The sequence below is a fragment of the Pseudoalteromonas sp. Scap25 genome, from assembly GCF_013394125.1.
In the GTDB taxonomy this organism is placed as follows: domain Bacteria; phylum Pseudomonadota; class Gammaproteobacteria; order Enterobacterales; family Alteromonadaceae; genus Pseudoalteromonas.
Genome location: NZ_CP041327.1, coordinates 50693 through 62542 on the forward strand (window position 1 = coordinate 50693; position 11850 = coordinate 62542).

At 38.7% G+C, this 11850-nt stretch carries 14 protein-coding genes and 2 tRNA genes; 5 read left to right on the forward strand and 11 right to left on the reverse strand.

Features of this window, described 5'->3' with window-relative positions:
- The first annotated feature begins 53 nt into the window (after window positions 1-53).
- Complete coding sequence (locus FLM54_RS00260) at window positions 54-644, forward strand: DUF938 domain-containing protein (protein WP_010392551.1); 591 nt, start codon at window positions 54-56, stop codon at window positions 642-644.
- Here the strand turns inward: FLM54_RS00260 and FLM54_RS00265 are convergent.
- Window positions 621-1760: a GNAT family N-acetyltransferase gene (locus FLM54_RS00265; protein ID WP_138609626.1), complete on the reverse strand. Its 1140-nt coding sequence runs from the start codon at window positions 1758-1760 to the stop codon at window positions 621-623. The genes FLM54_RS00260 and FLM54_RS00265 overlap by 24 nt on opposite strands.
- A 381-nt stretch (window positions 1761-2141) precedes the next feature.
- Window positions 2142-2597 carry an Lrp/AsnC family transcriptional regulator gene (locus tag FLM54_RS00270; RefSeq protein ID WP_010392556.1) on the reverse strand — a complete coding sequence of 152 codons (456 nt, stop codon included), beginning with the start codon at window positions 2595-2597 and terminating at the stop codon, window positions 2142-2144.
- Window positions 2598-2733: 136 nt separating this feature from the next.
- Between FLM54_RS00270 and FLM54_RS00275 the strand changes: the two genes are divergently transcribed.
- A complete protein-coding gene (locus tag FLM54_RS00275) occupies window positions 2734-3903 on the forward strand; it encodes a monodechloroaminopyrrolnitrin synthase PrnB family protein (RefSeq protein ID WP_178954474.1) in 1170 nt (389 codons plus the stop codon).
- Between the two features lies 1 nt (window position 3904).
- Window positions 3905-5029 (forward strand): aminotransferase class V-fold PLP-dependent enzyme, encoded by a 1125-nt coding sequence (locus FLM54_RS00280; RefSeq protein ID WP_178954475.1) that lies wholly within the window; start codon window positions 3905-3907, stop codon window positions 5027-5029.
- On the opposite strand, the gene FLM54_RS00285 is transcribed toward FLM54_RS00280, so the two are convergent.
- The 5 genes from FLM54_RS00285 to FLM54_RS00305 all read right to left on the reverse strand — a co-directional run bounded on the left by FLM54_RS00285 (window position 5013) and on the right by FLM54_RS00305 (window position 8199).
- The gene (locus FLM54_RS00285; protein WP_178954477.1) at window positions 5013-5501 is read right to left on the reverse strand and encodes an RNA-binding protein; all 489 of its coding nucleotides are present in this window, start codon (window positions 5499-5501) and stop codon (window positions 5013-5015) included. The two genes, FLM54_RS00280 and FLM54_RS00285, sit on opposite strands and share 17 nt — an antisense overlap.
- A gap of 541 nt (window positions 5502-6042) precedes the next feature.
- A tRNA-Ser gene (locus tag FLM54_RS00290) sits at window positions 6043-6135 on the reverse strand.
- Window positions 6136-6189: 54 nt separating this feature from the next.
- Window positions 6190-6280: transfer RNA gene (locus FLM54_RS00295), tRNA-Ser, on the reverse strand.
- Between the two features lie 222 nt (window positions 6281-6502).
- Window positions 6503-6643, reverse strand: a complete 141-nt coding sequence (locus tag FLM54_RS00300) for a hypothetical protein (protein WP_010392563.1) — start codon at window positions 6641-6643, stop codon at window positions 6503-6505.
- A gap of 761 nt (window positions 6644-7404) precedes the next feature.
- Window positions 7405-8199, reverse strand: a complete 795-nt coding sequence (locus FLM54_RS00305) for a YggN family protein (protein ID WP_178954479.1) — start codon at window positions 8197-8199, stop codon at window positions 7405-7407.
- Between the two features lie 387 nt (window positions 8200-8586).
- Between FLM54_RS00305 and FLM54_RS00310 the strand changes: the two genes are divergently transcribed.
- Window positions 8587-8772, forward strand: a complete 186-nt coding sequence (locus tag FLM54_RS00310; RefSeq protein ID WP_008108975.1) for a PA3496 family putative envelope integrity protein — start codon at window positions 8587-8589, stop codon at window positions 8770-8772.
- Window positions 8773-8844: 72 nt separating this feature from the next.
- Here the strand turns inward: FLM54_RS00310 and FLM54_RS00315 are convergent, their stop codons facing one another.
- The 3 genes from FLM54_RS00315 to FLM54_RS00325 all read right to left on the reverse strand — a co-directional run bounded on the left by FLM54_RS00315 (window position 8845) and on the right by FLM54_RS00325 (window position 10426).
- The gene (locus tag FLM54_RS00315) at window positions 8845-9336 is read right to left on the reverse strand and encodes a glutathione peroxidase (protein ID WP_178954481.1); all 492 of its coding nucleotides are present in this window, start codon (window positions 9334-9336) and stop codon (window positions 8845-8847) included.
- A gap of 89 nt (window positions 9337-9425) precedes the next feature.
- On the reverse strand, window positions 9426-9725 hold the full coding sequence (locus tag FLM54_RS00320) for an AzlD domain-containing protein (RefSeq protein ID WP_178954483.1): 300 nt from the start codon (window positions 9723-9725) through the stop codon (window positions 9426-9428).
- Window positions 9722-10426, reverse strand: coding sequence for an AzlC family ABC transporter permease (locus FLM54_RS00325; protein ID WP_178954485.1), 705 nt, complete (start codon window positions 10424-10426; stop codon window positions 9722-9724). Before FLM54_RS00325 ends, FLM54_RS00320 begins: the two co-directional genes overlap by 4 nt.
- A 105-nt stretch (window positions 10427-10531) precedes the next feature.
- Between FLM54_RS00325 and FLM54_RS00330 the strand changes: the two genes are divergently transcribed.
- A complete protein-coding gene (locus tag FLM54_RS00330; protein WP_178954487.1) occupies window positions 10532-11188 on the forward strand; it encodes a cytochrome b/b6 domain-containing protein in 657 nt (218 codons plus the stop codon).
- A gap of 51 nt (window positions 11189-11239) precedes the next feature.
- Here the strand turns inward: FLM54_RS00330 and FLM54_RS00335 are convergent, their stop codons facing one another.
- Window positions 11240-11692, reverse strand: a complete 453-nt coding sequence (locus FLM54_RS00335) for a c-type cytochrome (RefSeq protein ID WP_010392576.1) — start codon at window positions 11690-11692, stop codon at window positions 11240-11242.
- Between the last annotated feature and the right edge of the window lie 158 nt (window positions 11693-11850).

The window sequence follows — 11850 nt, forward strand, 5'->3', positions numbered from 1 at the left end:
AGCTGAAATTTGTTTTACTATTGTGCATTCATTTGCAATTTAGGTGCATCAGTATGACCAAACCGTTTTCACAAGCCTGCGAAAATAATAAAAATCATATACTTAAGGCTTTGCAGCCTGCATTGCAAAATGCAGCATCAGTACTTGAGATAGGCTCGGGGACGGGTCAGCATAGTGTTTTCTTTGCCAAAAAATTGCCACATTTACAATGGTATACCAGTGATCGAGAGGTTAATCATCAAGGAATAAAGTTATGGCATGATGAGGTGCAACTGGCAAACTTGCATCCGCCTTTATTACTTGATCTAAACTATTCTTGGCCAGTAAATAAAGTGGATGCGGTATATACTGCTAATACTTTTCACATAGTGAGCTGGGAGTTAATTACGCGTTTTTTTGCTGGAGTAAATCAGCACTTAAACCAGCAAGGAGTGGTGTGTGTATATGGCCCTTTCAAATATAAAGGGGAGTTTACCAGCCCCAGTAATGATGAATTTAATAGTTTATTGCAAAGTCGCGATCCGCTTAGTGGTATTCGTGATTTCGAAGCGGTTGAGCAGCTTGCAGTGCAATATGGGCTTAAGTTACTCAGCGATACTGCGATGCCTGCAAATAATCAGTTACTCATTTTTAAACGGCAATAAAGTGCTACATTGTTGTTTGTAAATTTCGATATGTTGGCATTCGCGTTCTAAGTAATCTGCAATGGCATTATTAAAATCGGGGTGAACAATGTGATGGGCAGAGTAAGTGATTATCGGTTGAAAACCACGAGCGATTTTATGCTCTCCTTGTGCCCCAGCATTAAAGCACTGAATGTTATGCTTAATAGCATAATCAATCCCTTGGTAATAACACAGCTCAAAGTGAAGCGAATCTATCTCTTCACTAGCACCCCAATAACGGCCGTAAAGGGTATTATCACCAATTAAGCTTAAGGTGGCGGCAATTACTTGCTGGTCTCTTTTGGCTAGCATAATGAGCAATTTGTCAGCCATTAAAGCGTGTAACAAGCTAAAAAAATCACTGTTTAAGTAGCCTAAATGACCCGATCGTTTTAAATAAGTGCGTTGATAAAACTCACAAAAAAGCTGCATTGTAGCGGTAGTGATTTTCTCGCCTTTGAGCCATTCAATACTGATATTTTGCTCTGTGATTTTAGCGCGCTCTTTTTTAACGGCTTTACGCTTTCGGGCATTAAAGGTTTTTAAAAAATCGTCAAAATCTTTAAAGTTATTATTAACCCATTGAAACTGCACGCCGATTCTTCGCATAGCACCGGTATCATAAAGATGGGTGGCTTGTGCTTTGTCGCAAAAGTTTACATGCCAGCCTGACCATGCCTGTTCTACGCAGTGGCTATTAAGTTGCTCTGTTATGTACTTATACACTAGCTTTGGATTGCTATGCATAATACCTATTCTTTGTCCCTCAATCGGGCTAAAGGGAATACCACATAGCCATTTAGGGTAATAATCTAAGCCATTTTTTTCATAAGCTTCAGCCCATGCCCAGTCAAATACATATTCACCGTAGGAGTGCGCTTTTAAGTAGCCAGGGGCAAGCGCAATGAGTTCATCGCCTTCATAAACGGCTAAGTGATGAGGCTGCCAACCTGTTTTTGCGCTTACACATTGGCTTTGTTCAAGTGCGTATAAAAAAGCGTGTTGAGTAAAAGGATCATCGCCAAAAAAATGATGCCATTTTGTTGCGTCAATCTGGTTGATGCTATTAAACCATTGGTGAGAAAAGTGGCTCATAATAATAGCCTTATCTTGGTACTGCGAGCATAAGTACATAAGGAAAAAGAGGTGCTTAAGTTATAGCGCGTGATTATTATTAAGTTATTGATAAATTTTATATGTGGGTATGTGTTCATTTAACATAGCAATATACGCAAAGACATTCTGAGAGCTTATCGAGTTATAGAGGTTTTGCAAGATGTTGATTAAATATAATACTTTCAAATTAGCGTTGTTTTTAGGTTTGATTTTGATGGCAAAAGAAATACTGAGTCATCTTTATTTAGACTTGAGCTGCTAAGATTAGTTTATAAAAAGGTGTAATCAAAAAGCTTATACTAAAGCTAATTATTACCTAATTAACTTCGAAAATAAACGGTCCTAACCTAGGCGTATATTTTAAAGTGGTAGCTGTTTTTTACTGAATGATTGCTTTAATACAACGGTTGATTCTATGTTGGCGATACAGCTTAAGCTTCCTAGTTGGTGCTTTACAAACTGCTCATAACTTTCTAAATCCTGAGAGATAATTTTTAATAAATAGTCGTGGCTGCCTGAGATCACAGAACACTCAAGTACATGCGGTAGCTTTTCTACATGTTGTTCAAACTGTTGTGCGGCACTCACTGAATTTTGGCACAGTCGCACGAAAGCATAAACCAGTACATTAAGGTTGAGTGACTTAGGGTTAATAGCAGCGTGATAACCAATAATAACCTGTTCTTGCTCAAGCTTTTTAATGCGCCTTAGAGTAGGAGTATCCGAGAGATTAATAGTATTGGCTAATTCTGATACCGACATTCGAGCTTGAGATTGCAAGGCAACGAGTAGCTGCTGATCTTTATTATCTAACATAGTTGTAGAATCTTATTATTTATCTATCTAATGATAGTGATTATTGCTAACAATGGCTGCTTTTACTATTTTTTTTAGCGCTTTAACCTCTGGGATCTTTGTTAACATTAAAAAATAATAATAACAGGATGTAGTCATGAGTTCTTACACAGCTAAATTTGATAATTGGATTAGGTCTGAGTTTGTTGCCCTAAACTCTCAATTAGAGGAGTTGTATTGGCAGCAAGCAGATAAGGCAAATGTTGAAGGGGTCGGGGATAACTTAAAGCAGACTTTGAAAGAGCAAGGTAATGCGTTGATCAGAGATTTATTAGCCGAAGGTAATACCGACGAAGGGTTTGATAGCGCATTTGATTTACTTGGTAATGTAGGCTTGTTTATGGCGGCTTGTCGTAGACATGAAATTACAGAGCCAAGCAGAGAGAATAGTTCACCGCTGATAGAAGCATCGGCGCTTGCTATGCATATTGGTGCTTCTATTGGAGTAACCCCTCGTTTTGCAACCGCACATTTAACCACCCATAATAAAGCCATTAATGGCACCTATAAACGGTTTACAAATCTTGATGATGAAGCCCTTTTTTTAGATTACAACACCCAAGGTATTTTAGCGTATAAACGTGCGAGTGATGCTTTACTAAAAATATTGCCATTAGGCATTTCACATCCCGTCACTGCTGAACTACTTGAGGTGGTTAAAACGGCACTTATTGATGTAATAGCGTCGAATAATGCCTTGTATACTCAACTTGATACCGAGCGTTTTTTTAATTGTGTACGCCCATACTACAAGCCTTACCGGGTAGGTAAAGAAGTTTACCGTGGTGCAAATGCGGGAGATTTTGCCGGCATTAATGTTATTGATATGCTGCTAGGACTTTGTAGTGCAAATGAGCCGAGTTACTCGCAAATGCTGGTGGATAAATTTTTATATATGATGCCAGAAGATCAACAAATATTGCGAGAAGCCATGCGTATGCAAAGCTTTATGGATGACTTCTTAAAAGCCGAGCAATATAAACATACAGAGTGGTTTCAAAAGCACGGCAAACTATTTATACAAGTGTGTAAATTACATGGTGACACCGCTATCGGTCATCATAACCAACTGGTCGAAAAGTTTATTGCCCAACCGTCAGAGCAAATGCAACAACAGCATATTAATAAAGTCACTGCCAGTGGACCGCCTTTGCCAGTATTACTCGATTCCTTAGCTAAATTAAGGGATAGACGTGCAGCAGCTAAGCGAGACGATATTAATACGCGTTTTGATGACTTAAATACGCTAAAACAGTGGATTAACTAATATGGCTAAAAATGATTTTTGTATGCCAAGGGGCTGCTATTTATTAAGCCACTCTGTTGGTCGACCTTTAAAAAGTACTTTAGAAAATGCTACTGAGCAGTTTTTTACTCCTTGGCAGGAAAGTGCCAAAGAGCCATGGCAGCAATGGCTACCAGCTATAGAAAATTTTACGGGTGCATTAGGGCGGCTATTTAATGCGCCAATTGAGCAGTTTTGTCCTCAGGTTAACTTATCTAGTGGTTTAACTAAATTGCTTATGTCGCACCCCGTATTTAATAAACCACAGTGCACGGTATTAATGGCGCAGGCCGACTTTCCAAGTATGGGGTTTGTAATGCAAAAAGCACTCCCTGCATGTGCAACAATACGTTTCATCCCCGAGCATGAAGATCTAAGTGATAGGCAGGTATGGCAGCGATATTTAACCCCAGAGATTGATGGTGTGTTTGTGAGTCATGTTTATTCTAATACGGGTGTACAAGCACCTCTAAACGATATTGTGGCGCTTAGTAAAGCGACAAACACACTCTCAATAATTGATGTGGCGCAATCGGCAGGGGTTATTCCTATAGACCTAACGGCGTTAAATGCCGATTTTATGATTGGCTCAAGTGTGAAGTGGTTATGCGGGGGCCCAGGAGCTGCTTATTTATGGGTAAATCCACAGCAAATAACGCAATGTGAACCAAAGGATGTTGGTTGGTTTTCACATCAAAATCCATTCGAGTTTGATATTACGCATTTTCAATATAACGCTAAAACACTTAGGTTTTGGGGTGGTACGCCTTCTATACTCCCTTATGTTATTGCCGCTGATAGCATTGAATATATTGCCCAGTTTGGTGTGGATAAAGTAAGAGCGCATAATTTGGCGTTGTTAACGTTACTTCAGCAGCAGCTAGCTGCTTTTTTAGTATCGCCAAACGATAAAGATCAGTGTAGTGGTACCGCTATTTTAGATTTTGCAGAGCATCAACAAACCGTATTAGCGGCATTGGAGGCAGCAAACATAAGTGTGGATGTGCGCAAACTCGGTATTCGTATTTCACCGCACATATACAATACAGTGTCAGAGATACAAGCGTTTATTGCTACGGTGAAAAAGGTAATTAAGGCTGCTGATTAAGCTGTTGTTTTTTTTGAGTGAGTGCCGCTATTTGTTGTTGTGCTTGTTTTATTTGCGGTTCAAATCTTTGTTTAAGTACCGCAGTTTCTGTAGCAATTGCATCTGCAATCGAATCAGCGCCTAAACGATTTGCTTTATCTTGGGTCATGTAACCGACTTGCTGTTTCTTTTGTGCGTATTCTTGTTGGTATTGCTTTATTTTAAGCTCAAGCTGCACAATATCGCGCTCTATTTGTTGCACCTCAAGGTAGTCATCAACTGAGGTATCGATAACTAGGGCGTTTTCAGATTGCAATGCATTGGTTTGCATAATGTTGACGTTTTTAAGCGTGATCACTTTAGCGTCTTTAGCGCATGGAGTTTGACTGAAAGTCGGCACCCCTTTAATGGTGCATTTAAAAACCGTCACTTCATTTGCCATGCTGACAGTGCAGGCACCTAAACAACACAGTAGTAATATTAGCTTTGCCATGGTTAAACCTAAGCTGGTTTAAAGTACCATTTATAATGCACTAAGTTGTAACACCATACAATTTGTTTAATTTAATAGCCTAAGTCAAGTACGCTTTTCAAAACGAACAATTCCATAGGTTGTTAAAAATTTAGGCACAAAAAAACCACAATTAAGTGGTTTATATTCAGTAATGGTGGAGAGGGAGGGATAGGCTTGCTTACATCCATGTAATCAATCGCTGCGCGACGCTTGCAGCGGCCTAAACTATTCCAGACACTTTATCGAACCCAGTCGAGGGCTCTCACCCTCCCAATTAGCAGCAAAGCTTATTTTTGGGCACAAAAAAACCACAATTAAGTGGCTTATATTCAGTCATGGTGGAGAGGGAGGGATAGACTTGCTTACATCCATGTAATCAATCGCTGCGCGACGCTTGCAGCGGCCTAAACTATTCCAGACACTTTATCGAACCCAGTCGAGGGCTCTCACCCTCCCAATTAGCAGCAAAGCTTATTTTTGGGCACAAAAAAACCACAATTAAGTGGTTTATATTCAGTAATGGTGGAGAGGGAGGGATTCGAACCCTCGATAGAGCTACAAACTCTATACTCCCTTAGCAGGGGAGCTCCTTCGGCCACTCGGACACCTCTCCGACGCATTATTCTGCGTGTTATTAATCGGGATAAAACCAATTAATAAAAATAAGTGGTGGAGAGATAGGGATTTGAACCCTAGAGGGGCTATAAACCCCTGCCGGTTTTCAAGACCGGTGCATTCGACCACTCTGCCATCTCTCCACGTCGTGATGCAGGATAATACTTAGGTGAGTAGTCTGTGTAAATAGCAAAAAGATCGTTTGCTTAAAAAGTGAGCGTAAATGCGGTTTTTTTTATAAATAATGAAGATTTAAGGTGATTTTTAGCTATGAGGTGGCTGGCAGCAAACTGGAGGAGCTAAAGAAGAGTCTTCATTTAGAGGTTGGGTGTTTGCTGCAACAATACAAAATCATGGTTGGGTGATTATTTGTATTGAATTGCACCGCCAAGTGCTAATTTTTTTCCGTAACGATTAAGTTTAGCTAGCATTTTTGCTTTGCGATTAGTTGGCTTAACGGCAACGTGAGTTGTGGCTGTTTGGTTAAGTGTATTAATTGGATTCATTTTATTCGCTCCGTGGTTGTGTCTGTTGAAAACATGTGCATTTTGCACGCAGGGTGGTTAAAAATAAAGCGATAAAAATTGCTGGTGAAGCATTAGTTTTTTTAATCCGAAACTGGTTTATTAATTTATCGTTCAACTACTGATTTATTATTTTTTGTATAATTATTCATCCTGGCTCATTGCTATGTCGCTTTTATATGGGGTCTTTTCGATTTTTTTGAGTTTAAACTGTTTATAAAAAGAGTTTTTTGAATATTTATTCAGATTAAATTATTTTGTATTGGTTGGGCTTAGTTTTGCTTTATTCAAAGATTTAACATGTTATTTATAGGCGGTTAATTATTTATCAGATAAGAGCAGTAAATAAACGATAAAAAATAGTGTTGCGAAGTTTTTAAATTATAAAAAAAGTGCCTAGGTTACTAGGCACTTTGGAGTTAGTTGCGTTTTAAAGCGCTTCTAACCGGGGAGCGCACCATCTCATGGATATAAATCTAAAAAGATGGGTTTAATTATATTTGCAATTAGGGCTTACAATCATCAGCTTGGGCGGTATTTTAAGTGATCTAGAGCGAAGCGAAGATTATACTTTGGTTTGTATTTTACTATGAAGCCACAAAACAATGCTGCACAGCAAGAGTAGATCCGCTCAACGGTCTATTATTTGAGTTAAATGGTTTTAAGTAGGATATAAAACGCAAAATGCGGCATAGCTTAAAAGCAAATGTCGCAAAGGGAGATTAATGTGGGGTATTACTCTATTAATGCTGTTTAATAGTAAATAACTCATAGCCCTTAAGTGCAGGAACTTGAGCGGTTAGTTGCGTTTCTTGTTGCGCTATTTCAACAAAGTCATCACATAATGAATTTGCACGCTTTTCTAGTGTTTTGGCATGCAGCTCTACTTTTTCTTCTATTTGTGCGCCCATATTTTCCATGCGCTCTTCAAATGCTTGCATGTCACCGCCTGAACTCATTAACTCAGAGCCCAATGCCACTAAAATGCTGCCCATTGATTCCATTACTGCTGATTCAACCGCTGTTTCTATTTGCTTTTCAAACTGCTGTTCAAAGTTTTCACCAAATTGAGTAAAGCTTTGTTGACCCATTACAAAAGTACCTTGCTGATAAAAGGTGCTTTCGACTTCTTGATGAATATCGTCCATTAAGGTTGAAATATTATCGAGGCCGTCAATATTAAACGCATTGGCAACTTCTTCTAATGCGACACCTGCAATTTTAACCCCTTCAAGGGCAATATTGGCCACTTCAGGTAATTGTACGCGTAAATTGTCTGTGTAGTCGGTCATTGCTTGGCGCTGTGCACTATTTAATGCTACTTGCTCGCCATTGATAGACAGCTCACCTTCAGCGGTAAATAGCATGCGCTGATTATTGGCTTTAAAAATTTCTAACTCATTGGGTTTGATGCGTACATCATTCTTAAATTCAACGTTACATTCATCGTTACTAAATGAAATTGAAGAGTCGTTCGTGTTATGAGCCATTGCTACTGGGGTGCACATTATTGCGCTAACTAATAATAATTTTTTCATGTTTATTCTCTGTTTTTTGCTGATGATAATTTACTTATAACAAGTTTGGTGCCAATTATTTTTAATATTTTAAAACAATGACTTGAGATTCTTTGAATGCTCTAAAGTCGAAAGTGTACTCATTGAAAATACTAAAATGTGGTCAAAATAACCAACAATTAAATGCTAATAAATAAAATTTATCGATACGATAAAAAACTCTCACTTTCCACAATTCAAATTTAACGCTATTTATTCACAATACTGACACAGAGACTATTTAGGATAGCTATGTGGCTTTATTTTGACGTAAATTTGTACAGCTAATTTATGTTGAACATTTTAATTTCACCAATTATCGCGATATAGAAATCCGTAATTGGTCTCAAACACTTTATGGAGTGGGTTGTGGGTAAGACATTTAGTTACGATGCGCTAGATGATGATTTTGTTGAAGACGAATACGAAATGGTCGGGCGTAATCAACACGACAAGAAAAAGCAAAAGGTGAAAAGAAAGTTAGAGGATTACCTTGAGCAAAAACGCTTGCGTAAAAACCTAGGTGAAGATGACTTAAACGATTATATTGATTAGGCTGTCGCTAGTACAAATAAGCGCTGTAGTTGGCAATAAAGAGGCTTTGTGCCTCTTTATAGTTTTTTGGGGTTAAGCCTTAGCTGCGAGTAATGCTTTTTCAATTACTTTTTCTAGTTTTTCAGGTTTGGTAATGGGCGCAAACCGTTTAATGGGTGTGCCATCTGCCGCTACTAAAAACTTAGTGAAGTTCCACTTAATTTTTCTTGTTAAAAACCCCGGGAGTACAGATTTTAAATAGCGAAAAACTGAATCTGTATGTTGGCCATTTACACTCACTTTTTCTGCGACTAAAAAATTAACCCCGTAATTTATTAAACAACCTTGCGCTATTTGCTTAGCGTCGCCAGGCTCTTGTTGACCAAATTGGTTACATGGAAAGCCTATAATGACCAAACCTTGGCTTGCATATTTTTCGTGTAATGCTTGCAATGATTGATATTGATAAGTTAATCCACATTCACTTGCGGTATTTACGATTAATACAACTTTGCCTTCAAACTCTTTAAAGTCGATTGGCTGGCCTTGCAGACTAGTAGTCTTTAGTTGATGGAATGGGTGCATATAAATACGCTTATTATTTGTTTATTTTGCATAGTCTAACCTTTGTGTGATGATCTACAAAGTCTAAGTCACTTCTAGAGCGCTTGCTGCTAATTTAAAATTAAAAACAGCCCCATTCCGGCCAAGGTCGTTAAGTAAATATTATGGGTTTTGTAAGCAACAATAACAGCAACGATAGCTGCACTGAGATAAGGGTTTTGCCAGTTTAGGTTTATACCTTCGTCATTTATAAATACAATTGGCACCCAAATCGCCGTTAGTACCGCAGGTGCACTAAAGCTTAAAAATTGCTGCATTTTTGGCCCTACTTTAAATGGTAAGGCGCGGTGTAAGAATAAATAGCGAGTAAAAAAAGTAATACATGCCATTAGTAAAATAGTGGTCATCATCTTTTGTCCTCCTTATTTTGCACTAATCGGGTAACAACGTAACCTGCGCTCATTGCTAGAAGCGCAGAGCATACTAACCACAATTCAAAGCCTGTGCTTTTTAATAAAGTGGCACTGATCCCTGCAACAATAACAGTGACTAAAGTAGCTAAGTTTTTTATCCCTGGAACTACTAAGGCAATAAAAGTCGCTGCAATTGCAAAATCGAGTCCTAGATTGGTGAGGTCTGGGAGCATAGTACCGGCTACAATGCCAATCAGGGTCCAAATATTCCACGTAATATAAAAGCTAAAACCTGCGCTCAATGCATAAATTAAACGGATTTTAGTACGATAGGCGCGCGGGTGGTGCGAAAAAGCAAATAGTTCATCAGTTAACACAAAGCTGACAGGCAGGCGCCAACGCATGGGCTGCTCAATTACTTTGTGACGAACCGCCAAGCCATATAAAAAGTGGCGAGAGCTAATAATAAACGTGGTAAAAAGAATGGTTAGTAGAGGGGTGTTACCAGCAATGAGCTCTATTGCAACCAGCTGTGCCGAGCCCGCAAATACCAGTAGTGACATGGCTTGAGTTTCAAAGGGAGTAAAGCCGTTTTGTATTGCCAACGAGCCACATAAGATACCCCAAGGAATAACCGCTAAACACAGCGGTAGCATATCTAAAAAGCCTTTTAATACTGGTTTTTTAATTGACTGCATGTGTTTGACTCTGTGCATAGGTGGAAAGACTCATCGGGATACCTTAATATTGAGAAGCTAAAATAGTTAGCGTTTTAGATGATACTTTTTTTTAGGGAAGGTGCAATGTTTAAGGTAAAAGTGTGGGATGGCTTTGTAAGAAGCTTTCATTGGTTATTAGTATTGAGTATTGCTGCGCTTTATTTTAGTGCAGAAGAGGGCATGATCGAACTTCATTTTGTGGTTGGCTTTTTTACTTTAGCGCTTATTTCAACACGGATTATATGGGGCCTATTTGGCAGTAAAACAGCAAAAATATCGGTATTACTGCACTCTCCTAAATCGGTGCTTGCTTCTTTTGCTGGCAAAAAAACAAATGAGGTGGGCCATTCTGCACCAGGTAGTTATATGGTGTTATTATTTTTTATTCTGATCATAGCGCAGCTAGTAAGCGGTTTAATGAGCAGTGATGGTATTTTAACAGATGGCCCGTTAGCGCAGTATGTATCGAGTGATACGATTGATTTGGCCAATTGGCTGCACCATATTAATTTTGATATTTTATTTTATGCGATTATTTTGCATGTTGTGGCTATTATTGCTTACAAAATTAAAGGCAAGCCTCTGGTCAAAGCAATGATCACCGGTAATAAAGCACTAGCAACAAAAAGCTCAGAGCCAGAGACAAAGTCACCATGGGTTGCATGGGTTATATTTTTGGTACTACTGGTTTTATTAATGAGTACCTGGGGAAGTGAGCATTTAAGTTATTTGCTTAGTTAAAAAAAGTGGCGCTAATACAGCGCCATTTTTGTTCTTAATACACCGTATATATTAGTCTTTGAATTGCTTATGACAATCTTTACAGCCTTTAGCCCATGCACCAAACGCTTTACCAATAACAGCTTTGTCACCGGTTTGAGCTGCTACAGCAAGTTCATCAGCATATTGTTGAAATGCTGTCGCTTTTTTCATAAAAGTATCGTTTTCAGACCATACCGCAGGAAGTGCTGATGTATCACCCTTATCAGTACCTGCGTAAAAAGCTTCCCAAGGCATTTTAGACAATGCCGCTGCGTTATTTGCACGCTGCTTAAATTGCTCTGCATCAAAAGGAATTTTACCCTTAAGCATAGCACCCATATCGCCTATTTGAACTGAAATCATAGAGAATGCAGCTTGGCGATACTCAATCGCATCACTCGGCTCTTTAAATGCAGAATTTGCAGACACGCTAAATGCGCATGTAGATAGTAACGCCCCGATAAATACTTGCTTCAATTTCACTTTGCTCTACTCCTTTGACGGTTATTTGATTATCTTTGTATCTTAGCTCAGGCTTTAGTTCAAGGGAATGCATAGATTATTACTTTGATATAAATTGACGGACCTTGGAAATAATCAGTTTTAACTCGTCTTTTTTGTGAATGTTTGTAAATACCTTG

Bases quoted from the DNA above. Each gene is read 5' to 3' on its own strand.
- FLM54_RS00320 (WP_178954483.1), bottom strand. From the start codon at position 9,725: ATGATGACCACTATTTTACTAATGGCATGTATTACTTTTTTTACTCGC.
- FLM54_RS00270 (WP_010392556.1), bottom strand. From the start codon at position 2,597: ATGTTAGATAATAAAGATCAGCAGCTACTCGTTGCCTTGCAATCTCAA.
- FLM54_RS00330 (WP_178954487.1), top strand. From the start codon at position 10,532: ATGTTTAAGGTAAAAGTGTGGGATGGCTTTGTAAGAAGCTTTCATTGG.
- FLM54_RS00305 (WP_178954479.1), bottom strand. From the start codon at position 8,199: ATGAAAAAATTATTATTAGTTAGCGCAATAATGTGCACCCCAGTAGCA.
- FLM54_RS00325 (WP_178954485.1), bottom strand. From the start codon at position 10,426: ATGCAGTCAATTAAAAAACCAGTATTAAAAGGCTTTTTAGATATGCTA.
- FLM54_RS00260 (WP_010392551.1), top strand. From the start codon at position 54: ATGACCAAACCGTTTTCACAAGCCTGCGAAAATAATAAAAATCATATA.
- FLM54_RS00275 (WP_178954474.1), top strand. From the start codon at position 2,734: ATGAGTTCTTACACAGCTAAATTTGATAATTGGATTAGGTCTGAGTTT.
- FLM54_RS00315 (WP_178954481.1), bottom strand. From the start codon at position 9,336: ATGCACCCATTCCATCAACTAAAGACTACTAGTCTGCAAGGCCAGCCA.
- FLM54_RS00265 (WP_138609626.1), bottom strand. From the start codon at position 1,760: ATGAGCCACTTTTCTCACCAATGGTTTAATAGCATCAACCAGATTGAC.
- FLM54_RS00300 (WP_010392563.1), bottom strand. From the start codon at position 6,643: ATGAATCCAATTAATACACTTAACCAAACAGCCACAACTCACGTTGCC.
- FLM54_RS00280 (WP_178954475.1), top strand. From the start codon at position 3,905: ATGGCTAAAAATGATTTTTGTATGCCAAGGGGCTGCTATTTATTAAGC.
- FLM54_RS00285 (WP_178954477.1), bottom strand. From the start codon at position 5,501: ATGGCAAAGCTAATATTACTACTGTGTTGTTTAGGTGCCTGCACTGTC.